At 67.3% G+C, this 23,524-nt stretch carries 26 protein-coding genes; 17 read left to right on the top strand and 9 right to left on the bottom strand.

All coding sequences use genetic code 11. The features are described from left to right. Window positions 1-115 precede the first annotated feature (115 nt). Window positions 116-439 carry a hypothetical protein gene (locus tag ACJJV6_RS02850; protein WP_407709902.1) on the bottom strand — a complete coding sequence of 108 codons (324 nt, stop codon included), beginning with the start codon at window positions 437-439 and terminating at the stop codon, window positions 116-118. 213 nt (window positions 440-652) lie between these two features. On the opposite strand from ACJJV6_RS02850, the gene ACJJV6_RS02845 reads away from it, so the two are divergent. Further along, window positions 653-2,548 (top strand): hypothetical protein, encoded by a 1,896-nt coding sequence (locus ACJJV6_RS02845; protein ID WP_407709901.1) that lies wholly within the window; start codon window positions 653-655, stop codon window positions 2,546-2,548. On the opposite strand, the gene ACJJV6_RS02840 is transcribed toward ACJJV6_RS02845, so the two are convergent. The 3 genes from ACJJV6_RS02840 to ACJJV6_RS02830 all read right to left on the bottom strand — a co-directional run bounded on the left by ACJJV6_RS02840 (window position 2,470) and on the right by ACJJV6_RS02830 (window position 3,659). Continuing rightward, entirely contained in the window at window positions 2,470-2,814 is a 345-nt protein-coding gene (locus ACJJV6_RS02840; RefSeq protein WP_133345561.1) for a hypothetical protein, read from the bottom strand. The genes ACJJV6_RS02845 and ACJJV6_RS02840 overlap by 79 nt on opposite strands. Window positions 2,815-2,937: 123 nt before the next feature. Further along, window positions 2,938-3,360 carry a DUF302 domain-containing protein gene (locus ACJJV6_RS02835; protein WP_133345563.1) on the bottom strand — a complete coding sequence of 141 codons (423 nt, stop codon included), beginning with the start codon at window positions 3,358-3,360 and terminating at the stop codon, window positions 2,938-2,940. A 41-nt stretch (window positions 3,361-3,401) separates the two neighbouring features. Continuing rightward, a complete protein-coding gene (locus ACJJV6_RS02830) occupies window positions 3,402-3,659 on the bottom strand; it encodes a metal-sensitive transcriptional regulator (RefSeq protein WP_009358934.1) in 258 nt (85 codons plus the stop codon). A 121-nt stretch (window positions 3,660-3,780) separates the two neighbouring features. Here ACJJV6_RS02830 and ACJJV6_RS02825 point away from each other — a divergent pair, with 121 nt between their 5' ends. The 13 genes from ACJJV6_RS02825 to ACJJV6_RS02765 all read left to right on the top strand — a co-directional run bounded on the left by ACJJV6_RS02825 (window position 3,781) and on the right by ACJJV6_RS02765 (window position 14,411). Then, on the top strand, window positions 3,781-4,407 hold the full coding sequence (locus tag ACJJV6_RS02825; protein WP_407709900.1) for a rhodanese-like domain-containing protein: 627 nt from the start codon (window positions 3,781-3,783) through the stop codon (window positions 4,405-4,407). Next, window positions 4,404-5,312: a sulfite exporter TauE/SafE family protein gene (locus ACJJV6_RS02820; protein ID WP_407709899.1), complete on the top strand. Its 909-nt coding sequence runs from the start codon at window positions 4,404-4,406 to the stop codon at window positions 5,310-5,312. Before ACJJV6_RS02825 ends, ACJJV6_RS02820 begins: the two co-directional genes overlap by 4 nt. A 29-nt stretch (window positions 5,313-5,341) precedes the next feature. Beyond that, complete coding sequence (locus ACJJV6_RS02815) at window positions 5,342-5,638, top strand: rhodanese-like domain-containing protein (RefSeq protein WP_407709898.1); 297 nt, start codon at window positions 5,342-5,344, stop codon at window positions 5,636-5,638. 87 nt (window positions 5,639-5,725) lie between these two features. Continuing rightward, the gene (locus ACJJV6_RS02810) at window positions 5,726-6,088 is read left to right on the top strand and encodes a thioredoxin family protein (protein WP_407709897.1); all 363 of its coding nucleotides are present in this window, start codon (window positions 5,726-5,728) and stop codon (window positions 6,086-6,088) included. A gap of 81 nt (window positions 6,089-6,169) precedes the next feature. Beyond that, window positions 6,170-7,582 (top strand): rhodanese-like domain-containing protein, encoded by a 1,413-nt coding sequence (locus ACJJV6_RS02805; RefSeq protein WP_407709896.1) that lies wholly within the window; start codon window positions 6,170-6,172, stop codon window positions 7,580-7,582. Window positions 7,583-7,699: 117 nt separating this feature from the next. Beyond that, window positions 7,700-8,968 (top strand): MFS transporter, encoded by a 1,269-nt coding sequence (locus ACJJV6_RS02800; protein WP_407709895.1) that lies wholly within the window; start codon window positions 7,700-7,702, stop codon window positions 8,966-8,968. Window positions 8,969-9,003: 35 nt separating this feature from the next. Then, complete coding sequence (locus ACJJV6_RS02795) at window positions 9,004-10,221, top strand: MFS transporter (RefSeq protein WP_407709894.1); 1,218 nt, start codon at window positions 9,004-9,006, stop codon at window positions 10,219-10,221. An 84-nt stretch (window positions 10,222-10,305) separates the two neighbouring features. Beyond that, a complete protein-coding gene (locus tag ACJJV6_RS02790) occupies window positions 10,306-11,010 on the top strand; it encodes a triacylglycerol lipase (RefSeq protein WP_133345577.1) in 705 nt (234 codons plus the stop codon). Continuing rightward, on the top strand, window positions 11,007-11,918 hold the full coding sequence (locus ACJJV6_RS02785) for an LssY C-terminal domain-containing protein (protein ID WP_407709893.1): 912 nt from the start codon (window positions 11,007-11,009) through the stop codon (window positions 11,916-11,918). Before ACJJV6_RS02790 ends, ACJJV6_RS02785 begins: the two co-directional genes overlap by 4 nt. Window positions 11,919-12,058: 140 nt before the next feature. After that, window positions 12,059-12,601: an alternate-type signal peptide domain-containing protein gene (locus tag ACJJV6_RS02780; protein WP_009358927.1), complete on the top strand. Its 543-nt coding sequence runs from the start codon at window positions 12,059-12,061 to the stop codon at window positions 12,599-12,601. Window positions 12,602-12,668: 67 nt separating this feature from the next. Further along, entirely contained in the window at window positions 12,669-13,277 is a 609-nt protein-coding gene (locus ACJJV6_RS02775) for a SipW-dependent-type signal peptide-containing protein (RefSeq protein ID WP_407709892.1), read from the top strand. Next, window positions 13,267-13,914, top strand: coding sequence for a signal peptidase I (locus tag ACJJV6_RS02770; RefSeq protein WP_407709891.1), 648 nt, complete (start codon window positions 13,267-13,269; stop codon window positions 13,912-13,914). Before ACJJV6_RS02775 ends, ACJJV6_RS02770 begins: the two co-directional genes overlap by 11 nt. Continuing rightward, the gene (locus tag ACJJV6_RS02765; RefSeq protein ID WP_407709890.1) at window positions 13,914-14,411 is read left to right on the top strand and encodes a hypothetical protein; all 498 of its coding nucleotides are present in this window, start codon (window positions 13,914-13,916) and stop codon (window positions 14,409-14,411) included. Before ACJJV6_RS02770 ends, ACJJV6_RS02765 begins: the two co-directional genes overlap by 1 nt. A 175-nt stretch (window positions 14,412-14,586) precedes the next feature. On the opposite strand, the gene ACJJV6_RS02760 is transcribed toward ACJJV6_RS02765, so the two are convergent. From ACJJV6_RS02760 to ACJJV6_RS02740, 5 genes are all read right to left on the bottom strand, one after another. Continuing rightward, window positions 14,587-15,630, bottom strand: coding sequence for an IS3 family transposase (locus ACJJV6_RS02760; protein ID WP_407709889.1), 1,044 nt, complete (start codon window positions 15,628-15,630; stop codon window positions 14,587-14,589). Continuing rightward, window positions 15,594-16,040, bottom strand: coding sequence for a hypothetical protein (locus ACJJV6_RS02755; protein ID WP_009359687.1), 447 nt, complete (start codon window positions 16,038-16,040; stop codon window positions 15,594-15,596). The genes ACJJV6_RS02760 and ACJJV6_RS02755 overlap by 37 nt, the downstream gene beginning before the upstream one ends. 428 nt (window positions 16,041-16,468) lie before the next feature. Then, window positions 16,469-17,374: a phosphatase PAP2 family protein gene (locus ACJJV6_RS02750; protein ID WP_354175093.1), complete on the bottom strand. Its 906-nt coding sequence runs from the start codon at window positions 17,372-17,374 to the stop codon at window positions 16,469-16,471. 102 nt (window positions 17,375-17,476) lie between these two features. Continuing rightward, entirely contained in the window at window positions 17,477-17,983 is a 507-nt protein-coding gene (locus tag ACJJV6_RS02745; protein WP_009358854.1) for an SRPBCC family protein, read from the bottom strand. Between the two features lie 15 nt (window positions 17,984-17,998). Next, entirely contained in the window at window positions 17,999-18,334 is a 336-nt protein-coding gene (locus ACJJV6_RS02740) for a helix-turn-helix transcriptional regulator (protein ID WP_009358855.1), read from the bottom strand. A 94-nt stretch (window positions 18,335-18,428) separates the two neighbouring features. Between ACJJV6_RS02740 and ACJJV6_RS02735 the strand changes: the two genes are divergently transcribed. The 3 genes from ACJJV6_RS02735 to menD all read left to right on the top strand — a co-directional run bounded on the left by ACJJV6_RS02735 (window position 18,429) and on the right by menD (window position 23,522). After that, a complete protein-coding gene (locus ACJJV6_RS02735) occupies window positions 18,429-19,439 on the top strand; it encodes an o-succinylbenzoate synthase (RefSeq protein ID WP_009358856.1) in 1,011 nt (336 codons plus the stop codon). A gap of 167 nt (window positions 19,440-19,606) precedes the next feature. Beyond that, window positions 19,607-21,682 (top strand): PhoX family protein, encoded by a 2,076-nt coding sequence (locus ACJJV6_RS02730; protein WP_407709888.1) that lies wholly within the window; start codon window positions 19,607-19,609, stop codon window positions 21,680-21,682. Between the two features lie 97 nt (window positions 21,683-21,779). Next, window positions 21,780-23,522 (top strand): 2-succinyl-5-enolpyruvyl-6-hydroxy-3-cyclohexene-1-carboxylic-acid synthase, encoded by a 1,743-nt coding sequence (menD, locus tag ACJJV6_RS02725; protein WP_407709887.1) that lies wholly within the window; start codon window positions 21,780-21,782, stop codon window positions 23,520-23,522. The last annotated feature ends 2 nt before the right edge of the window (window positions 23,523-23,524 follow it).

Raw genomic sequence — 23,524 nt, 5'->3', positions numbered from 1 at the left:
CCGGATAGGCGGGTACAACCGTGCTGGAGGGCAGGGCGAAAGACTGTAAATCGAAGGTTATGGTGGCAGGCTCTGGGGCCCCGTACTGGGCGCTGGGAGTTGCCGTGGAGTTGGCCTATGCGGCCATTGCGGCTGCCGGAACGGCGGCCTTCCTGCGCGGCGCCAGCACACTGATGGTGCACGGTGCCTGCTGCGGATCGATCATGGTTGGAAGATGATGTGTTTCCGATGAGGTCCGGAGCATCTCCAGTGCCGCATCATCTACGCGGGCGTGTGAGATATCCAGTTCCAGATCCAGGCCTTCCCGCAGGGAGTTGGCCCGTTTTGCCACTACATAGAGGGCGTTGACGCTATGGACGGTGATATGCCCCTTTGCAATCACCTTGGCTCGTGCGTGGTCGAGATCGATACGGACAACAATGTTGAGCTTTGAGTTCAAAATGTAAAGCCTTCCCCGGCATTGGCTGCGACGCTGCAGCTTCTTGCTATGGCCGTTTGCATCAGCCTCAACCAGAGTAGGGGCAGGATGTGACGCACGCAACATGGAGATGTTTATTACATCGTCTGTTCTTTCGTGACGGGGCTCCTGGAGCGCCGCCACGCCAGCCCCTCGAAGCTTCCTTCCGGCCGGGAGCAGGTCCATCATTAGCCCATGGGCAAGCGCGCAAGCGACGGCCTGGGGGACGCGACAACAGAAAACGGCAGCTTGGGTAGTCCGCGCAGCCGCCCGGACCACGCGGTGGTGTTTGTCCACGGCATGGGCCGGGCCTTGAAAGGCGGGACGCTGCAGGAGTGGGCCCAGCCGCTGATGCTCAGCCTTCACGACCTTTCCCTGGACATGGTGCCGGACGCCCCGCACCCGCACCTGGTGATCACCAAGGCCAACGCCGTAGGCGATGCACCCGAGGTCTGGGTGAAGGTGCTGCGCGGCTGTGCAGGCACCAAGCCGGACTACCTCACGGTACTCATGACCGAGGCGTCCTGGGGCAGGGACTTCGAGCCGGCGTCGGCCGCGTCCACGTACTCCTGGGCGCTGCGCACCGCACTGCGGGTCTACAAGAGGTCCCTGCAGCTGATCAGGTGGAACCTCTATCCCGGCAGGCGGCGCGCCAGCCTCGCCTGGCTGGGTGCCCGGCTGCGGCAGGCGCTCCTGACCGCGCTGGCAGCGCTTGCCGGGTTCTTCATCCTGCTGGCCGTGCTGGTGGTGCTGCTGCTGACCATCGTCCTGGCCTGGATTCCCGGGCCCGGCCGGTGGATCGGCAAGATCGTCTCCCTGTTCGCCGAATTCCTGGGCGACCCGCAGGTGTGGAAGCGCAAGCCCCTCCAGGCCGCCGCGATGCGGCAGCGGGTGGTGGACACCCTGCAGCGCTGGGACCACGACGGCGGCACGCAGGTGACGGTGGTGGCGCACAGCCAGGGTGCAGCGATCACCGGGCAGGTCCTGTTCCAGAACCAGGCACGGGCCACGAACTTCGTCAGTGTGGGCAGCGGGCTCGACCTGCTGGGGTACGCGCAGTGGGGCGGCGGAACGGGGGAGGACCCGGTAACCGACTGGCTGGCGAACCCGGACCGGCCCCGCTGGATCAACGTGTGGGGCAAGTTCGACTTCGTGCCGGCTGGCCCCATTTCAACGCACGCCAACGGCCCGCTGCCCGTTTTCGGCAAGATCTACGCCCGGGACACCGCGGGCGACGGCGGCCCCGGCCCCGAGGAGCACCCGGTCTACAACCGGTCCGCGCTGATCTACGACCACATCGTCTACTCCAGCAACAGGGTGGAGGTGCTGGATCCGCTGGCCCGGCTGATCCTGGACCCGCCCTCCGACCCGCACGGCCTCGCCTTGCGGGGGCTCGACGGCGACCGGCGCCTCCGTCCGCACCGCGTCATGGTCAAGAGCCTGGGGGTGACGCGGCTTCTCTCGGTGCTCACCGCAGCGCTCAGCGCCCCGGCTGCCTTGGCCTGGCTGGGCTCGCAGGGGTGGGCGCGGAACCTGGTGCAGTGCGGCCCGCCCGGGGCCGGCCAGGACCCGTGGTGGTCCTCCTGGGTGTGCTCCGGCCCTTCCTACCACTGGGGGCACTGGCAGAGCTGGGGCGTGCTGGCGCTGACCACGGCCGTGTTCGCCGGCGTGCTGGTGGGGCTGTTGAACGGGCCGGTGTGGGGCGTGCTGCACAACCGGCTCCAACGCAGGCGGAAGCCGTCCGTCCGGCAATCAAGCGACCCCGCCCGCAACGGTCCGGCCAGCCCGTGGTGGTCCGTGGCGTGGTACCTGCTGATCGTGACGGTGGTGGCAGTGGCCGTGCCGTTCATGCTCGCGTGGCCGGACCTGCCGTGGGTCCTGGTGGTGGTGCTGGTTGCTGCGCTCTGGGCGCTGTGCTTCACGCGCACCAGCATCAGCGGACTGCCGGCGCGGACGGCAGTCCAGGATGTCCAGATGCCGGCAGTTCCGGCGTTGCGGGAGCCCGCGCCGGGTCAGACGACCACTTGGGGAAGGCTGCCGGTTAATTCGGAGACGGCAGCCGACGACCAGCGCTCGCGTTCGGGCTCATAGGAGATCACCACGGAGGCGTCACTGTCGCGGGCTTCATCGATGGCGAGCAGCAGGGCGTCCTCCATGTGCCGGGCGTACTCCAGCCGCTCGGCCATGCTGCCCTGCAGGTCGGCGTCGTCGATCAGGACGTGGCCCTTGCCGTCCACGATGACCTTCAAGGAATACCCCTGGTCCTCATGCAACGACCCGCGCGTGGATGAAATTTCGGTGACTCTGTCTGCCCGGACCAGCCCGTTGCCGAGCGTTCGGATCCACACTTCACCCATCGAATGACCTCCCCTTGGCTATGGGCGCGGATCAGCGCCCCATAAGGCGAACGCTACTCCTGTGCGGGCCGTTTGTGACCCCCGAATTTGAGCGATTTCGCGTGGTTTTCGGGGCGCGGCCGGTCAGCCTGCCGGGGCAGTGGCGGAGAGCTCTGCCAGGGCCGCCCGGAGCCTGGCATCGGCATCGTTGGCAACGTCGCGCACGGCGGCGCTGTCACTGAGCCGGACCATGGTTTGCGGATCGATTGCCTGGACTGTGGTCACGGTGTCATTCGTGCCGCGGCGGACCACGACATTACAGGGCAGCAGCGCACCGAGGTCTGGTTCCGCCGCAAGGGCCTTGCTGGCCAACTGCGGGTTGCAGGCGCCCAGGATGACGTAGGGGCCCAGGGCCTCGGCGGCTTCGGTGCCAAGTTTCGCCTCGAAAGTGTTGCGGACGTTGATCTCGGACAGAATTCCGAAACCCTGGCCGGCAAGGGCCGTGCGCGTGCGCTCCACGGCCTCTTCCCAGGAGAACGGGACGGTCACGGTGTGGGTATAGGTCATTGCTCCTCCTCAGTCTGGTGGGCAGGAAAGATGGCGGGAGATCAGGCAAGCGACAGGAAGAGTTTTTCCAGATCCTTGGTGTCCATGCTGGCATCCTTGCGGACGATGCACTGCTCCAGCCCGCTGGCGATGATCGCGAAACCGGCCCGGTCCAGTGCCTTGGACACCGCCGCCAGCTGCGTGACGATGTCCTTGCAGTCCCGACCTTCCTCAAGCATCCGAGTGACGGCTGCGAGCTGGCCTTGGGCCCGCTTCAGGCGGTTGACCACGGGCGTCAGTTCAGTGGCATCAAGTTGCATGGGGATCTCCAATCCGGGAAGTGTCCGCACCAGCTTATACCCCCAGGGGTGTGTTTGACTACCCCCGGGGGTATCCGTAATACTCGGTGGGGTATTCACTTCCGCTGCCGAAAGGACTCCCATGACCTCCTCTTCCAACCGTTCAACCGCCGTCACCTCCCTGGCGCCCGAGACACTCCGCAGCTGGCTTGCCGGGCACCAGGACCTGACGGTGCTCGACGTCCGCTCCGCCGCGGAGTTCGAGTCGATGCACATCCGCGGCTCCTACAACGTGCCGCTGCCGTTGCTCTCGGAGCACACCGCTGAACTGGCGCAACGGCTCGGCAGCCGCGTCGTGCTGGTTTGCCAGTCCGGCGTAAGGGCCGAGCAGGCGCGCCAGCGGCTTGGTGAAGCGGGTATCGGCACGGCTTTTGTGCTCACGGGCGGAGTCCCGGGTTTTGCTGCCGCCGGTGGCGACGTTGTCCGCGGCAGGGCACGGTGGGACCTGGAGCGGCAGGTCCGCCTGGTTGCCGGCTCCCTCGTTGTCCTGGGCCTGGCCGGCGGCAGGTTCGTTTCCCCTAAAGTCCGGATGCTCGCCGGGGCGATCGGGGCCGGACTGACGTTCTCCGCAGCCACCAACACCTGTGCCATGGGCACGGCGCTCTCCGCGATGCCGTGGAACAGGGCCGCCAAGGAGCCCACCCGTGAGAGCGCCATCCTGCAGCTGCCCGTCAGTTCCGAAGCCGGAGCTGAGGCCAAGGCGTCGTGAGTTCCGCCGTGATCCTTGTCCTGGCGCTGTCCCTGGTCATCGGCCTGTCGCTCGGCGTCCTGGGCGGCGGCGGTTCCATCCTGACGGTCCCCATCCTGGTCTATGTGGCCGGGTTCGGGCCCAAGGAGGCAATCGCAGCCTCCCTGTTCGTCGTCGGTGTCACCTCGGCGGTCAGTGTGGTCAGCCATGCGCGCAGGGGCCGGGTACGGTGGCGGACCGGCCTGCTCTTCGGCGCGGCCGGCATGGCGGGTGCCTTTGTCGGGGGTCTGCTCGGGGGCCACATCCCGGGCCAGATCCTGCTTATTGCCTTCGCCGTGATGATGGTGGCCACATCCATCGCCATGCTCCGGGGGAGGAAGAAGAAGGACGACGGCGGCGCGGCGCCTGCTAAGCACGAACTGCCGCTTGGCAGGGTCCTGCTGGACGGCGCGGTGGTCGGGCTCATCACGGGACTGGTGGGCGCCGGTGGCGGGTTCCTGGTGGTCCCGGCCCTGGCGCTGCTGGGCGGCCTGCCCATGGCTGCCGCCGTCGGCACGTCGCTGGTGGTCATCGCCATGAAGTCCTTCGCCGGGCTGGCCGGCTACCTCACCTCGGTCCAGCTGGATTGGGGCCTGGTCCTGGCTGTTACCGCAGCCGCAATCGGGGGAACCCTTGTCGGTTCACGGATTGCGGGCCGCATTCCGGAGGATGCGCTCCGCAAGGCGTTCGGCTGGTTCGTCCTGGCGATGGGCACATTCGTCCTCACCCAGCAGGCTCCCGGGGAACTGCGCCCGATCATCATCGCTGCCGTCGTCGCCCTGACGCTTGCGGGTGCGGGCATTTGCTGGCTTTTCGTCAACTCCTGCCCGCTCCGCACCATCGGCAGGAACAGGCGGCGAAGCAGCAGCCGGCCTTCGCCGGCCTGACATTCAACAACAAGAGAAGGAGAAGAACCATGGCTGAGATCACCGTTGCCGAGACGAACCGGCGCCGAAACCAGGCCCGGATCCTCGATGTCCGCGAGGACTTCGAAGTCACCGAAGGCATGGTGCCGGGAGCCCTGCACATTCCCATGGGCCAGCTTCAAGCCCGCCTGCCTGAACTCGACCCGGCCGTACCCGTCATCGTGGTGTGCCGCAGCGGAAACCGCAGTGCCGCAGTGGCCGACGCCCTCAACCGCGCCGGCTTCAACGCCGACACCATGGCCGGCGGCATGATTGCGTGGACCCGCGCCGGGCTTCCCACCGCCTGACCGCGCCAGTTGGCTCCTCCCTGCCGGAGGAACCCGTCCTGTCCCATCCAGCTTTACTCGATACCCCGGGGGGTATAAAATCTAGTCATGGCAACCATCGATATCACTCAAGAGACCTTCGCTGGGACCCTGGAGAACAACAACATCGTGTTCGTTGACTTCTGGGCCGGCTGGTGCGGCCCCTGCCGCATGTTCGCCCCTACCTATGCCGCGGCCGCCGCACGGCACCCGGAGATCACCTTCGCCAAGGTGGATACCGAAGCGGAACAATCCCTGGCAGCGGCAGCGCGGATCACCTCAATCCCCACGCTGATGGCCTTCAAGGACAAGACCCTCGTCTTCTCCCAGCCGGGGGCGCTCAACGCAGCAGGCCTGGAAGAGGTCATCCAGGCCGTGAAGAACCTGGACCTGGATGCCCTGCGTGCCAAAGCCGCCAAGCAGGCCAGCTGACCGGATCCGGTCCTGCCGCTGCCGGCGCCCACCCGAACCTGGCCACATGGCCCCCAGTCACAACGTCCCCAGGAGGACCCCATGCTTTTTGAACGTATCTACGACGACGACCTCGCCCAGGCCAGCTACCTGATCGGCTGCCAGGCCAACGGCACCGCCGTGGTCATTGATGGCCGGCGGGACATTGCCGTCTACCAGGACCTCGCCGAGAAGAACGGCATGAAGATCGTGGCCGTCACCGAGACCCACATCCACGCCGACTACCTCTCCGGCACCCGTGAGCTTGCCGCCGCGACCGGCGCTAAGATCTACGTCTCCGGCGAGGGCGGGCCTGACTGGCAGTACGGATTCGATGCGCAGCGGCTCTACGACGGGGACAAAATCAGCATCGGCAACATCACCATCGAGGCAGTGCACACCCCCGGCCACACCCCTGAGCACCTCTCGTTCCTGGTCACCGACGGCGCGTTCAGCGACCAGCCGGGCTACCTGCTCTCCGGAGACTTTGTCTTCTCCGGCGACCTGGGCCGTCCGGACCTGCTGGATGAAGCCGCCGGGGGAGTGGACACCCGCTTCGAGGGAGCGCGGCAACTCTTCGCCAGCCTGCGGGACAGGTTCCTGACCCTGCCGGACTACGTCCAGGTCCACCCGGCCCACGGTTCGGGCAGTGCCTGCGGCAAGGCGCTCGGTGCCATCCCGTCCTCCACGGTGGGCTATGAACGCCTCTATTCGTGGTGGGGTCCCTACCTTGCCGCCAACGACGAGGACGGTTTCATTGCCGAACTCCTGGACGGCCAGCCCGACGCGCACGCCTACTTTGGCCGCATGAAGCGTGAGAACCGTGAAGGTCCCGCCGTGCTGGGCGAACGCGCCCCGCTCCAGCAGCTGGAGACGTCGGACGTCGCCCGGGACCTCGACCAGGACCTCGTCACCTTTATCGACACCCGCCCCAACCAGGAGGTCCACAAGGGAACTGTGGTCCGGTCACTGAACGTTCCGGCAGGCAAATCCGTGGCGAGCTACGGCGCCTGGGTGGTTAACCCCGAAACCGACAAGAATCCGCTGGTGCTCCTGGCCCCGGACCAGGAAGCGGCGCAGGACATGTGGGACCACCTGGTTCGCGTGGGCATCGACACGGTGGCCGGGTACGTCACGGGCATCGAGGGCCTGCCCACCTTCGTTCCAAAACTGGTCCGGCCTGAAGACCTGGGCAACGTCGACGCCGCCATGGTGCTCGATGTCCGCAACCGCAGCGAACACATCGCCGGCAACATCCCCGGGTCCTACCAACTCAGCGGCGGCCGTGTCATGTGGCACCTGGACAAGCTCCCGGCCGAAGGCACCATCGTGACGTTCTGCCAAAGCGGTGTGCGGAATTCCGTAGCCGCAAGCGCGCTGCGCAGGGCCGGCTACGACGTCGCCGAACTGGATGGCAGCTATGCCGCGTGGAGCGCCTGGCAGCAGGAAGAGCAGAACGCCGTCACGGCGAACTGACCCGAAAACTGCCCGGCGGGTCCCCCCTCCCGCACGGGCTTCCCGCCCGGGCAGGTCCCCGCCTGCCCGGGCACCTTCCATCCAGGGACGTTCGCCAACAACCGAATGGAGCGTGACATGCGGGGCACCCCACCCGGCTCCGACGCGGCAGGAGGTCCCGGCGTCGTACTTGGCCTGCGCCAGAACCTTGCCCAATTCCTGCTCCTCGTCGCCGTCAACGCCCTGGTGGGCGGGACCCTGGGCCAGGAACGGACCGTCCTGCCCCTGCTGGCAAGCCAGGTCTTCAACGTGGGCCTGTACTCGTCGGCACTGACCTACATCCTTGCGTTCGGGGTGGCGAAAGCCGCCACGAACTACCTCGCCGGCACCCTGTCCGACCGGTTCGGACGCAAGCCTGTCCTCGTGGCAGGCTGGCTCATAGCCCTGCCGGTTCCCCTGCTGCTGATCTTCGGTGATTCATGGGGGTGGATTGTTGCTGCCAACGTCATCCTGGGCATCAGCCAGGGCCTGACCTGGTCCACCACCGTCATGATGAAGATGGATCTCGTCGGGCCCGAACGCCGCGGCCTGGCCATGGGCCTCAACGAAGCGGCCGGCTATCTTGGCGTGGCCGGCACCGCCCTGGCCACCGGCTACATCGCCGCAACCCACGGCCTGCGCCCGGGGCCTTTCCTCCTCGGTGCCGCCTTCATCGCCGTCGGCCTGGGCCTCTCCGTCCTGGCAGTCCGCGAAACCCACCACCACGCCGCCGCCGAAGCCGCAACCCACCGGCCGCGGGACGCCCGCCATGCCGGGCTGGGCAGCCGGGAGGTCTTCATCCTCACCAGTTTCCGTGACAGGTCGCTGTCCGCTGTCAGCCAGGCGGGGATGGTCAACAACCTCAACGACGGGCTGGCCTGGGGCCTCTTCCCCGTCTTCTTCTTCGCCGGGGGCCTCAGCGTGGACAAAGTGGGCCTGCTAGCGGCTGCCTACCCGGCCGTGTGGGGAGCCGCGCAGCTCGTCACCGGCGCACTGTCCGACAGGTACGGGCGAAAGCCGCTGATCACGGGCGGCATGCTGGTGCAGGCCGCGGCCCTGGCCATGGTGGCTGCAGGGACGGGTTTCGAAACCTGGCTCGCCGCTGCCGTCCTGCTCGGAATCGGTACTGCCATGGTCTATCCCACGCTGCTCGCGGCCATCGGCGATGTGGCCCATCCATCGTGGCGGGCGCGCTCCATAGGGGTGTACCGGCTGTGGCGGGACAGCGGCTTTGCCGCCGGCGCGCTGCTCTCCGGCATTGTTGCTGACGCCCTTGGCATCCCGGCCGCCATCGCCGTGGTGGCCGGCCTCACCGCTGCCTCAGGAGTGGTGGTGGCCGTCCGCATGAGGGGCGCCGACCACCGCTGACAACCCGTCCGGGGCGCGGCCATAGGATAAATCTGATGACTTCCCCGGACGACCCCCAGCCCTTCAGCCTTCGCAGCATTGCAGTTGCCGCCTTCGGGCCCACGCTGCTCTTCGGGATCGGGCAGGGCGCCATCCTTCCGGTGGTGGCGTTGACGGCCCGGGACCTCGGCGCCTCTGTTGCCGTCGCGGCCCTCATCGTCACCCTGATGGGGCTCGGTTCGTGGCTCTTCAACCTGCCCGCATCCCTGGTGACCCTCAAGTTCGGTGAGCGGTGGTCCATCGTGGGCGCCGCCGTCGCCGCCGGCCTGGCCATGGCCGCGGGCGGGCTGTCCTACGTGGTTCCCAACGGGCTGTGGCTGCTCGCAGCGGCGATGGCCGTCGTCGGAATGGCCGGCAGCGTCTTTGGCCTGGCACGGCAGAAGTACCTCACCGAGGCGGTGCCCGTGGAGTTCCGCGCCCGGGCGCTGTCCACCCTGGGCGGGGTCAACCGGATCGGCGTGTTCATCGGCCCGTTCCTGGGTGCGGCCGTGATGCAGTTCGCCGGCATCGGCGGCGCGTACTGGGTGGGTCTGGTGGCGATGGCGGCCGCGGCGCTGCTGTCCCTCACCATTCCGGACCTGGCCGCGGCGGACATGCCCGACGGCGGGACGGCCGGCCCCCAGCCCACGCTGCGCAGCGTGGCGGTGTCCCATGCCGGGGTCTTCCTGTCGCTGGGCGTCGGGATCCTGCTGCTGAGCGCGCTGCGTTCCTCCCGGCAGGTGGTCATCCCGCTGTGGGCGGACCACCTGGGCCTGGACGCCACCTCCGCCTCGCTGATCTACGGATTGTCCGGGGCCATCGACATGCTGGTGTTCTACCCGGCGGGCAAGCTCATGGACCGCAGGGGCCGGCAGTTCGTTGCCGTCCCGTCCACCCTGCTGATGGGCACGGCGCTGCTGCTGATCCCGCTCACCGGATCCTTCGTGGGGCTGCTGCTGGCGGCGCTGCTGATCGGGTTCGGCAACGGCATCAGCTCCGGGCTGGTGATGACCCTCGGTGCCGACTTCTCGCCCGACCGCGGCCGGGGCCAGTTCCTGGGGCTCTGGCGGTTCATGGCGGACGCTGGCTCCACCGGCGGGCCGGTGCTCCTGTCCGGGGTGACGGCCCTGGCCTCGCTGGGCGCGGGGATCTCGGCCACCGGCGTCCTGGGGTTCGCAGCGGCGGCCGTGTTCGCCGTCGTGATTCCCCGCCTGAAGCACCGCCGCAACTACTGACATGCTCTATCACTTCTGGTCGCTAAAACGCTGGTTTAGGGACCATAAGTGATAGAGCAACGGGTGGGCGGTTATCCTCGACAGATGGGTGAAACGGGGATTCCCACTCGGATCAGTGCGCTGCAGAAGGGCCTGTGGTGGCTGCAGGACTACGCGTACGCAGCCATATGCCAGGTCGAAGGGATGCTGTCCCGCGTGCAGCCGGGCTCGTTCCACCAGGGGCACCGCAGTCCTGTGGTCATCATCCCGGGCGTATACGAGAACTGGCAGTTCATGCTGCCCCTCATCCAGTCCATCCACGACGCCGGCCATCCCGTCCACGTGGTCACAGTGCTGCAGCGAAACAAGCTGAAGGTGCCGGCGGCGGCCAGGATGGTGGCGCAGCACATCGAGGAGGCCGGGCTGCGGGACGCGGCCATCGTGGCGCACAGCAAGGGCGGGCTGATCGGGAAGTACGCCATGCTCAACCTGGACCCGGAGCAGCGGATCTCCCGGATGATCGCGGTGTGCACGCCCTTTTCCGGCTCCACCTACGCGCGGTACATGCTGCTGCCGAGCCTGCGGATCTTCTCGCCGCGCAACGCGCTGACCCTGGAACTGGCCCGCGAGGAAACCATCAACAGCCGGATCACGTCCATCTACGGCCCGTTCGACCCCCACATCCCGGAGGGCAGCATCCTGCCGGGTGCCACCAACATCGAACTGCCCACGGCCGGGCACTTCCGCATCCTGGGGGATCCGGAGACGGCCCGCATCATCGTGGAGCAGTTGACCCCCGACGAGCCGTGAGCTCTTTGGAGAGGAATTACGACGCCGGGCGGCCGGCCCCGCAGGAGCCTGACCATTCGCGTCCGGAGAGTTCCAGCGAGCGGCGGCAGAGCCGGTGGGCCACCGCGCTGGCGGTGCTGCAGCGGCTCCTGTACCTGCTGGTGACAGTCGCCGTCGGATGGGCCGTGTGGTTCTTCCTGCTGTCGCGGCTGTCCCGCGGCCCGGAGCAGGCGTGGGTGTTCCTGCCGGTGTGGCTGATCCTGGCGTACGCCCTGCTGCCGCGCATCCACAAGATCCTTAGCAGCCTCTACATTCCGGACTACTTCATCGGCCGGACCAGGACCGGCGACGGCGTGCTGGGCGACCCCGTGAACCTGGCGGTGGTGGGGACCGGGGACGAACTGCGCCGGGCGATGCTGTCCGCAGGATGGGTGGAGGCGGACCCCATCACGCCGGCCACGGCCTGGCGCACCCTGACGTCCACGGTTCTGGGGCGGAGCTACCCGCAAGCGCCGGTCAGTTCTTTGTATGTGTTCGGCAACCGGCAGGACCTGGCGTTCCAGCGCGAGATCGACGGCAACCCGCGCAAGCGCCACCACGTCCGGTTCTGGAAATGCCCCGAGGGGTGGATGCTGCCCGGCGGAATCCCGGTGGATTTCGTGGGTGCCGGCACCTACGACCGGAGCGTTGGACTGTCCCTCTTCACGTTCCAGATCACGCACAAGATCGCCGACCGCACGGACGAGGAACGGGACTTCATCATCGGGACGCTCCGGGCCGCCCGTGCCGTGGAGTCGGTCCACGTCATCCTCAACTACTCCACCGGCTACCACCACCGCAACGGCGGCGGCGACGCCATCCGCACGGACGGGCACCTGCCGATCATCGACCTTTATGAACCGGGCCATCCAGGACCGGCCAAGGGATAAAAGCGCAGGTCAGGGGCCATTTCAATTTTTCAGATAACTTGAGCCTTCTTTGACGCTTTCACCCCTTAGTTCCTGAGTTTGGCCGTGCAAAGTGGTCCCCAGCTAGACAACACGCACATCAAAGTCTGAGGGGACATGTCATGAAGAACAGCACTCTGATTAAGGGCACTGCAGCCATCGCCGTAGGTGCAGCACTGCTGCTGGGCGGCGGCGGAACACTGGCCAACTGGAACGCTTCGGCTAGTCAGGCACCTGGCACTATCGCAGCCGGCGACCTAAACGTCGTCAACGCTACCAGCAACGGAACCTGGACTGACCGCAACGGCCAACCGGTCACCATCGGCACCTACAAGGTAGTACCAGGCGACAAGCTCACCTACACGCAGGACCTGACGGTTACTTTGGTGGGCGACAAGATGGCTGCGAATATCGCCACAACCGGCATCAGCGCGACTAATGGTTTCACTCCCGCCAACGTTTCCGTATCCGCACCCGTGCTCACCGTGGGTGAAGACCCTGTCTCCAACCCGCTGAAGCCCACGGGATCGGCACAGACGGTGACCGCTACCATCACGTTTGAATTCCTGTCCAGCACCGCGGCCCGGTCAGACGTAAACGCCACATACAACTTCAACAACGTTGGATTCACGCTGACCCAGGTCACTCAGTCCGGCCTTTCCTGATCATTAGGCGGGTGGCTGAACGGCCACCCGCCCGTCGGACCAAGGAACAGGACCAGGAGGAAGACCGATGCGCACCAAGCGCTCACTGCAGGCGGCGGCACTCATCGCCGCGGCAGTGCTCCTGGGACTGTTGACGGTGCAGGGCACGTACGCCCTCTGGAGCGCCAGCGCGTCGGCCGCCCCCGGGACTGTTGCCTCGGCGTCGTTCGATGTGGCGCTCAGCGCGGTTCCGTCCGGGCAGGTCACGAACATGACGCTGGCCAACGGGCAGTCGGCAAACCTGGCCATCAACCCGGCGGCCACCCTCTCGCCCGGAACGTCGGTGTACGGGGGAGTGACAGTCACCAACAACACCAACGCCGGCGGGACCTTCAACACCACCGTCACGGCGGGGCAGCCGGCAGTGGCGAATGTGTCCGGCGGAAGCCTTGCCCAGTACGTGACAGTCAGCGCCAAGGCGGCAGCCACCGCCGCGGAATGCAACGCCACCGGCAGTTACGCGCCGGTGGGTTCTGCCGGACTCGTTTCGCAGCCCGTCGCCAAAGGCGGATCCACCGTCTTCTGCTTCCAGGCCAGCCTCAGCCCGGCCGCCCCCACCACCGTGAAAGGACAAGCAGTGAACATCACCCTTCCGCTCACCGCCCGTCAGTTGTGCGGGGTGCCCGGTGGCTGCTGACCTGACAGAACGCCCCGTCGTCGGCCACACCCCGCACGGGCAGGACGCGCCCCAGACGGAACAGCCGCCGTCGAAAACGGCCACCGGCCGGGGCGGGCGCTCCGGTGCCTGGGCCGCCGTCGGACGTATCGCCAGCATGTCCGCCATGATGATCACGTTGTTCGCCGCGCTGGTCCTAATCGTGCTGCCGGTGGCAACGGGTTCGCAGACGTATACCGTGCTCACCAACTCCATGGCGCCCAAGTTCCCGCCGGGCACGTTCCTGGTGATGAAGCCGGTCGACTTTGACCAGATCCAGTACGGCGACGTGGTGACGTTCCAGCTGTACTCGGGACGGCCTGAGGTGGAGACGCACCGGGTGGTCGGTTTCGGAGCCACGCAGCAGGGGGAGAAGACGCTCATCACCCGGGGCGACAACAACGGCGCCAACGATCCTGAACCCGTCCGGGAAATCCAGGTCAAGGGCAAGCTGTTCTACGCAGTCCCGTACGTCGGCTTTGTGGCCAACGCGCTGGGCAACTCCGACCGCGGCACCTGGACCGTCGTCGCAGCGATCGGACTCATCGGCTACGGCGCCGTCACGGTCTTCACGTCAGTACGCAAGTCACGCAAGTCCCGCATGGCTGGGGCGTCCTGATGGGCAAGTTCCGGGACCTCCCGGGTGCCGGGGCCGCCGTCGGCGCCTTCGCACTGACGGTGACGCTGGGCGTGGGCGGCGCGTCGGCGTCGGCTTTGTGGCAGCAAAGCGCGACGGCGACCATGACCGTGAGTGCCGCAACCATCTGGCCGGGCGATGTCCTCACCGGGTTCACCTGCACCAACAACAACAACCGGACCCACGCCACCCTGACCGCCACCGGGACCAGAACTCCTGCCTCCCTTACCTACGCGGCCCTGCAAGCGGACGGAAGTTACGGTCCCTCGTACAACCAGGCCGTGGCGCTGGGGGCGTCCAGCACCGTCACCCTGGACATCACGTCGCCGATCGTGGTCGCGAACCGGTCCACGGCACGGCTGACCATCCGCGTGACTGCCACCTACAGCGACCAGTCGACGGGTATTGCCACGGCGGTGGTCGACCTGGAACAAGGCAACAACAGCAACAAGGTCACCTGCGTCTCGACGTCGCTGTAGGCACCGCGCCAGCTCGGCGGAAGCAGGCGCCGCTATGTCCCCCCCACATAGCGGCGCCAGCTCCTGCCGAGCTGGTTTGCGTTAAGGGGTCCGCGTTGAAATGGGGACCAGCTGCGTAAGGGGGCCGCCGCCAATTCGACGGTTCCCTGCAGGATCGCTGTTCCGACGGTACATATCAAGCTGTTTGTGACAGCTGGGTGGGTTTTTTGTGGTTGATTCCTGCGACGGGAGGGATTCCCGGTGCGGTGGGCTTACGACGGTATCGGTGTGGGTTGCGGGCGTAGCAGGCATCGAGAGTTTGTTGTCGTTGCCTGCGCGCCTGCTCGATCAGTCCGTGATGGACGGTATCGGGCGTGTAGTAGTTCAGGCCACTGTGACGATGATGGCTGTTATAGCCTGCGAAAAACTCGCCCATGTATTCCCGGGCGTGCTGCAGGTCTTGGAACCGTCGCGGGAAATCCAGGTCATATTTCACGGTCTTGAACAGTGACTCTGAGTACGGATTGTCATCAGAAACCCTCGGGCGCGAGTAGGACAGTGTGATGCCCAGGGCCCGGGCGAGGTCCAGCGTTGTGCCGGCCCGCATTGGTGCGCCGTTATCGGCATGCAGCACCGCTGGGCACTGTTTGTTCCTGGCCACGGCCTCGCGGATCAGGGCCGAGGCGAAGGCCGCGGCTTCGGTGGTTTCGACGCGATGCCCGACGACCTTGCGGGAGAAGACATCCAGGATGGTGTAGAGCCGGTAGGTGTGTTTGCCAGGCCCGTGGAGCATCGTGATGTCCCAGCTCCAGAGCTGGTTGGGAGCCGTGGCTTCCAGGACGGGCTTGATCCTTTTAGGGCCGGTGCTGCTGCGTTGCGCGCGGCGGTCACCGTTCTGCCCGTAGCTGGCCACGATACGGTGGGCGGCGGCGATCGAGAACGAGCAGAGACCCGCGTCCAGCATCCGGTAATAGGCCTGGGTAACGGAGAGATTCCCGTATTCTTCGGAGTTCAGTGTCGCCATGAACTCCTCGGCTTCGGTCTGGGTGATCCGGTTCGGGTAGGCCCGTTGGGCATGGGGCACCGTGATCCCTGCCGCGACGGACGGGCTCAGATGCCGATACCAGGCAGTGCGGTGAAGGCCCACCAATGCGCAGGCCTTCACCGCTGACCAGCCGGCCGTCACCAGCTTCCCGACGAAGGTCAGGGCGATGTCTTTCCAGACTTTGGGATCAACCACTCCGGCCGCTGCGGCTCCGCTTCCTTCAGCACGGGGTCCGTCGCCGCCGCGCTCTTGGCCATGGCGTCCAAGAGCGCGGAAGCTTTTCCCAGGATGTCCACCGCAGCCTCGGACCTGGCCAGCTTGGCCTTGAGGATCTCGTTCTCCTTCAAGACCTGTTTAAGTAGCCTCTTATCGCCTTGCCTCAACCGCTGGTCCTCACTCCCTGTCTTGAATCTGGATCTCAGCTCGCCCGATTCACGCTGCCGGACCCAAAGCCGGATAGTGCCATCGGTGATGCCCACCGCACGGCTGAACGCGATCTTGGACCCACGCTCAAGGCACTTGTCGTACTCATCAAGAATCTCGTGCTTCTGCGCGAGAGTGAAGTGCTTCCGGTTCGAGGCACGAGGAGGGATAACAAAATCCATGACGGACCTTTCCTCGCCCTGTGTGTCAGGCAGCGTCGGCAGCAAACCTGTCGCACAACAGCCTGACACACAGGGCCGATACAGCGAGTGCGCAGCGTTCCAGCGAAATGGGGGTCACGGCGGAGCTGCATGGCGGCGCGCTGTGAGGAAAACGGGGTCCGGGGCGCAAAAGGTGCGGGCCGGAGGTCGGGTACCTGGCGGCGCCCACTTCAAGACGCCGCCAGGAGAGTGATGGCTTGCAGGAGAGCCATCCGGCCGGGCCTTTCGGCCTGGCAACAGCAACTATCCAATGGGCGGATCAATAAAGAGCCCCCAAGGTCATCAAGAAACGGTCAAATTCCCTGCAGGAGTGTCCGATGCCGCGTGGCACCGTCGCATCGGCCGGGCGGCCAGCCTGGACCGCGGCCTGGTGCTCTAAACGGTTCCGTCTAGCGGGTTGGGGAGCCCCGCCGTCGTGCCGCGAAGGCGAACAGCGAGGTGGTGGCCACCGTGGCCAGGTACCCGGCAATCACAATCAGCGAGATCCCGGCCCAGAAGTAGTTGGTGGTGCTGGCCTCCTGCCAGGGGCTCGGCGCGATGCGGATCAGCGAGTAGACGGCCACGGCGGCGGATGCCAGTCCCAGCAGCACCGGCAGCGTCAGCCAGATCCGGGCCGAACCGATGTGTTCGCCGAAGCCGTCCCAGGCGTTCCAGGCGCCCCGCCGGACGATCAGCCACCCGGCAGGGATCATGAACGCGCCCACCAGCAGGAACGCCGCCACCACGTCAGCGGGCCGGTGCCACTGGTTGATCAGCGTCGACACCCCGGAGGCGATGGCGAACGTGCCGCCAACAAAGCCCGCCATCGGCCGCCACCGCGGGGACGCCATCAGGAACACCGCGGCCGCCGCCGACGCCGCCAGCGTGGTGTGCCCGGACGGCAGCGAGTTGATGTCCAGCGTCACGACGCCCTTATCCGGCCGCGCCGGCAGCAGGGCCTTGAGCACCTGGGTGGCCACGTTGGCGCCGACGCAGGCCGCCACGGCAATCCCGGCCTCTGCCCAGCGCTTGCGGATCACCGTCACGAACAGCACCACGACGGCGGCCATCACCAGCGAGATGGTGGGCAGCAGGTCCAGGAACCTGGTGCTCGCCTTGCCTGCCGGGCCATGGATCTCCACGGCCTCCACCAGCGCTGACTCGTCAATGAACTGTCCAGTGGTGGTCTGGACGAAGTAGTAGTAGGTGGCGAGCAGTCCGGCGACGCAGGCCAGGGTGGCCAGCATGAACAGGAAACCCGAGCCCGGAGCTGGTCGGGATGCGGTCCTGGTGCCTGCCTGCCGTGAAATTGTCATCGGCTTAAGGGTGTCACAGAAAGCTGGGAGAGTGCTTGGGCTCCGGGGCGTGCCGCCGCGCTGGAGCAGGCGCGATCCACTGCCACCGATGGGCAGCCGGGATCAGGCGGGAGCGGCTGCCAGTTCCTCGATGATCTCGAACTGTTCGCGGACGCCGCCCTCCATGCCGGACTGGGCAATCATGTCGCGGACCTCCCTGCTGCCCGCGTTGGTGCGGATGCTGACCGTGGTGCCGCCGCCGTCGGCCTCCTCGAAGGTGACCGTGTTCACCACGGTGCCCTCCTCGCCGTCCGTCGACGTCTCGGGCATCTCCATCACCTCGGTGTGCACGATCCGCTCGTTGGGGACGATCTCCCGGTACGTGCCGTGGAAGGCCACCTCGAACCCGCCGTGGGCCACCATGACATACCGCCAGGTACCGCCCACCCGGAAGTCCATGTCCGCCACCGTCATCTCGCCCCGGCGGCCCGGCCACCAGCGCCGGACGAGCTCGGGCGTGGTCCAGGCGCGGTAGACCAGGTGCCTGGGTGCGTTGACCGTGCGGGTGATCAGGATTTCCTCGTCGCTGGGGAACGTGACGTCCATGGTGCTGCTGCCTGTCTGTGCCACTGCCCTGCTCCTCTTCTAGCTGTCCTGCTGTTTCATTTCGTCGAGCACGTCCTCGAGCAGGTCGAACCGCTCCGCCCAGAGGTGCTCATAGCCGGCCACCCACGCGTAGATGGGCTTCAGGGCCTCTGCGTTGAGCGAGTAGATGCGCTGCCTGCCTTCGTCCCGCACGTGCACGGCGCCCACTTCGCGGAGGACCCGGAGGTGCCGGGAAACGTGCGGCTGGGCAAGGTCAAGCCGGTCCACGAGTTCGCCCACCGTGCGCTCGCCGGCAGCCAGGGCGTCAAGGATCTCGCGGCGCCGGGGTTCGGCCACCGCATTGAAGGCGTCCTCTGTGGTAGCTGCGCGTGCCATACTGCAATCATATATCCATATTGATATGTTTTGAAGACCTCTCACCTGGCCGCCGTCCTGCGTCAGGGTCCGCAGCGCCGGTAGGGTAAATGCCATGCCTGCCACCGCCCCGCCCCTGCCGGACCTGCCCCCGCTGGAGGACCTTGTGGCCGGCGCACACGTGGTCAGCCTGCCCATGCGGGTAAAGTTCCGGGGCATCCTGGAGCGTGAATCGCTGCTGCTGCAGGGCCCGGCCGGGTGGGGTGAGTTCTGTCCGTTCCCCGAGTACGGCGACGCCGAGGCCTCCCGCTGGCTTGCCTCCGCCATCGAAGCCGCCTGGCTCGGGTTCCCCGCGCCGCTGCGGACGTCCATCCCGGTGAACGCCACCGTACCTGCTGTTCCGGCGGACCGGGTGCCGGAGGTGCTGGCCCGGTTCGGGCGGGTGGACGCCGTCAAGGTCAAGGTGGCCGAGCAGGGCCATACCCTCGACGACGACGTTGCCCGCCTCGCCGCCGTCCGGGCCGCCCTGCCGGATGCGGCCCTGCGCGTGGACGCCAACGGCGGATGGGACGTGCCCACGGCCGTCGAGGCACTCACCCGGCTGTCCGCCGTCGGGCTCGAATACGCGGAACAGCCGGTGCCCACCATCGAGGGCCTCGCGGAAGTGCGCGCGCAGTTGCGGGCCGCCGGCACCCCTGTGCTGATCGCCGCCGACGAAAGCGTCCGCAAGGAGGACGACCCGCTCCGCGTGGCCCGTGCCGGCGCCGCCGACCTCGTGGTGGTCAAAGTGGCGCCGCTCGGGGGAGTGCGGCGCGCCCTGGACATCGTGGCGCAGGCCGGCCTGCCCGCCGTCGTCAGCTCCGCACTGGACACCTCGGTGGGCATCCGCGCCGGCCTCGCTCTGGCCGCCGCACTGCCCGAACTGCCGTATGCGTGCGGACTCGGGACGGTGTCCCTGTTCGAGTCCGACGTCACCCTGGACCCCCTGACGGCCGACGACGGCGCCATCCGCGTGCGCGACGTTGCGGCCGATCCCGGGCTGCTGGAGCGGTACGCGGCCTCCGCGGAGCGGCGGGAGTGGTGGCTGGCCCGGCTGCGCCGGGTCCACGCCGTCCTCGCCGCCTGAGACGCTCTCCCACTACCCGCGGCTTCCCCCGGGACGCTCTCCCACTCGAGCAACATTCCTGCAGGTCACATGCGGTTAACCCTGGCTTCACCTGTCTGACGTTTCCCCGTAGAAAGCACCTGACAGGGTGGCACGGACCCCAGAGGAACATTTTGGAAGGCACCCTCATGTCTGAAACGCCCACCCGCAAATTCACGCTGCTGCCGATGCTCGGCCATACCAAGGGCAAGCGTAGTGCCGTCACCTGCGCCCTGAAGTGCGACAACGCCTGCGCCGGCGACGTCTGCAACACCAGCTCCAACAGCTACTTCCGCGACATTGCCTCCGCCACCATGTCCCGCCGCGCCGCCCTGGGCTTCGGCGCCGCCGGTGCGCTCGCTGTCGTCCTCGGTTCAGCGGTAACCTCCGCCGATTCCGCCTCCGCGGCCGGACTGTCCAAGGCAGCCAAGGAAGGCTTCGGCAAGTCCAAGCTCCAGTTCACCGCCATCCCGTCCATCGACGCGATGGTTGACGCCGTCACCGTTCCGGACGGCTTCACCTGGCAGCCGGTCATCCGCTGGGGCGACCCCATGTTCAACGAGGCCCCGGAGTTCGACCTGGCCAACCAGACGGCGGCGGCGCAGGAGAAGCAGTTCGGCTACAACAACGACTACACGGACATCCTGGAAATCCCGGGCAGCAAGGGCCGCCGCGCCGTGCTGTTCTCGAACCACGAGTACACCAACGACGCCATCATGTTCCCGCCCACCATGCCGGCAGACCAGGTGCGCGCTGTGGGGGCAGCCGCACACGGCCTGTCCGTGGTGGAGCTGGAGCGCCAGAACAAGAACAAGCCGTGGACCTACGTCAAGGGTGCGGAACTGAACCGCCGCTTCCTGAACTCGACGGTGTACGAGCTCACGGGTCCCGCCGCCGGCTCCGCCCTGGTCAAAACCGTGGAAGACCCCGCCGGCCGCTTCATCAAGGGCACCCTGGGCAACTGCGCCGGCGGCACCACCCCGTGGGGCACCATCCTGTCCGGTGAGGAAAACTTCCAGGGCTACTTCGTGGGCAACGGCACGTCCGCCGGCGACAAGCGCTACGGCATCACGTCCAAGCCCACCGCCCGCCAATGGGAACTGGACGAACCGCGCTGGGACACCCGCAACCCCGGCTACGAGAACGAAGCCAACCGCTTCGGCTGGATCGTGGAGGTGGACCCGTTCGACCCCACCTCCACCCCGAAGAAGCACTCCATGCTGGGCCGCTTCAAGCACGAGGGCGCCAACGTCATCATCGCCAAGTCCGGGCACGTGGTGGCCTACTCCGGCGATGACGAGCGCTTCGACTACCTGTACAAGTTCGTGTCCAAGGACAAGTACCGCGAGGGCGACCGCAAGCACAACATGACCCTCCTGTCCGCCGGCAGCCTCTACGTGGCGAAGTTCACCGGCAACTCGCCCGCCGCCGAAATCACCGGCACCGGCGCAGTCCCCTCCGACGGCGCCTTCGACGGCACCGGCGAGTGGCTCCCGCTGGTGCTTGACGGCAAGTCCGCCGTGCCGGGCATGTCCGTGGAAGAGGTCCTGGTGTACACCCGCCTGGCCGCCGACAAAGTGGGCCCCACCAAGATGGACCGCGCCGAGGACGTGCAGCCGAGCCTGCACACGGGCAAGGTCTACGTGGCCTGCACCAACAACTCCAACCGCGGCACCGGCACGAACGAGGGCGCCAACGAGGTCAACCCGCGCAACCAGAACCGCGACGGCCACATTGTGGAGATCACCGAAACCGGCGACCAGACCTCCACAGCCTTCACCTGGAACCTGCTGATGGTCTGCGGCGATCCGGCCCAGGGCGACGTCACCTACTTCTCCGGCTTCCCGGTGGACAAGGTCTCGCCCATCTCCTGCCCGGACAACCTGGCGTTCGACTCCGTCGGCAACCTCTGGATCTCGACCGACGGCGCCCCCTCCGGCATCGGCCGGGCGGACGGCCTGTTCAAGGTCACGCTGGAGGGCGCCGAGCGCGGCAAGGTCGAGCAGTTCCTCGCCGTCCCGCGCGACGCCGAGACCTGCGGCCCCATCATCCATGACGAGGAGCGCAGCGTGTTCGTCGCCGTGCAGCACCCGGGCGAGGACGGCACCTTCGAGAACCAGGTGTCCTTCTTCCCGGACTACGTTGCGGCAGGCACGACGCCGGCTCCCGGCCAGGCGCGCGCCCCGCGTCCGTCCGTGATCCAGGTCTTCCCCATCCGCGCCTAGCCCCACCCGTTGCCCTATCACTATTGGTCCTCAAAACCTCTGTTTGGGAACCATAAGTGATAGGGCAACGCAGGGAGGGAGGGGGTGGCAGACTGGTTTGGTGACTTCGCTGAACGATTCTGCCCCCGACGCTACGGACACCGCCCCTGAGCTCACCGCCCTCGCGGCGGCGCGGGTCGCCGTCGGAACGCTGCTCGACGGCGGGGTGCGGCACGTGGTGGTTTCGCCCGGTTCCCGGTCGGCCCCCATGGCGTATGCGCTGGCTGAGGCGTCCGCAGCGGGCCGGGTGGAACTGCTGGTCAGGATCGACGAGCGCGTCGCCGGCTTCACGGCCCTGGGCCTTGCCCTGTCCACCGGTTCCCCTGCCGCCGTCCTGACCACGTCCGGGACCGCCGTCGGAAACCTGCTGCCTGCGGTGATGGAAGCCAACCACGCCGCCGTCCCGCTGATCGTCCTGTCCGCTGACAGACCGGACGAACTCCGTGGAACGGGCGCCAACCAGACCACCGTCCAGCCGGACCTCTTCGGCGAACAGGTCCGGTTCGCGGCGGACGTCCCCGCGGGCAGCGATCCCGAACGTGCCATCCAGACCGGGCTTTCCGCGGCCACCGGCGCCTTCGCCGAGATCCCGCCCGGGCCGGTGCAGCTCAACCTCGCGTTCCGGGATCCGCTGGTGCCATCCCCGGACGAAGGGCTCCCGACGGCGGTGGAGCGGCAGCGCTACCGGATCGGGACAGAGCCGCTGGTCATGAACCTGCCCCCGGTGGCTGATGAGTTGCCGGAACGGCGCACAGTGGTCCTGGCCGGGCACGACGCCGGTCCCGTGGCCGAAGCCTTCGCCCGCGCCCACAACCTCCCGCTGCTCGCCGAGCCGTCGTCCAACTCCCGGTTTGGCCCTAACGCCGTAGGCCCGTACCGGCTGCTGCTGGAACATTTCGGGCCGGATTCCACGCAGCCCATTGAACGCGTGGTGCTGTTCGGCCGGCCCACCCTTTCCCGCCCGGTGGCTGCCCTGCTGGCCCGGCCCGAGGTCCAGTCCGCCCTGTACCAGCCCGTCCCGGTGGCCTGGTACGAGCCCGGCCGGCGCACCGAACTGCCGCTGGAGAACCTGTCCGACCTCGCCGACTTCGCCGGCCGCGGCACCTCCGCGTGGCTTGATACCTGGCTGCTCGCCGGATCCGCCGCGCAGCACGCCCTGGACGGTGTCCTGGCCGCGGAGGCAGCAGCTACCGGTCCTTCGGTGGGTGCGCTGGTGTGGCGGCACGCGCGCGGGCAGTTGCTGCTGGGCTCGTCGAATGGCATCCGCGACGTAGACCTGGCCGGCCTGCCAGCGCCGGAGCCGTCCGCCACCGTGTACGCCAACCGTGGCCTTGCCGGGATCGACGGCACCATCTCCACCGCCACGGGCATCGCGCTGGGCGGAAGGCAGGAAACCACTGTCCTGCTGGGCGACGTCACCTTCCTGCACGACGCCGGCGGCCTCCTCCTCGGGGCCGGGGAGGAGCAGCCGGACCTGCGGATGGTGGTGCTCAACGATGCCGGCGGCGCCATCTTCGGGCTGCTCGAGCACGGCGCGGTGGAGGAAGGCGGAAAGTACGGAGACGCCGTCGAACGCCTCTTCGCAACCCCGCACTCGGTGGACATCGCGGCACTCGCCGCGGCGTACGGCGTCGGGCATTCGGTGGTGGGCACGACGGCGGGACTCGCCGAGGCGCTCGCCCGGCCCGTGTCCGGACGCACCATCGTGGAAGTCCGCACCGACCGTCATTCCCTGCGGCAGCTGCACGCGCGGATCAAGGACGCCGTGGCTGCCGCTGTGGTGGGAGTACTGGTCCCTTAGGT

The sequence above is a fragment of the Arthrobacter nitrophenolicus genome, assembly GCF_045833485.1.
In the GTDB taxonomy this organism is placed as follows: Bacteria; Actinomycetota; Actinomycetes; order Actinomycetales; family Micrococcaceae; genus Arthrobacter; species Arthrobacter nitrophenolicus.
This window is presented reverse-complemented; position numbering and strand designations above follow the sequence as displayed.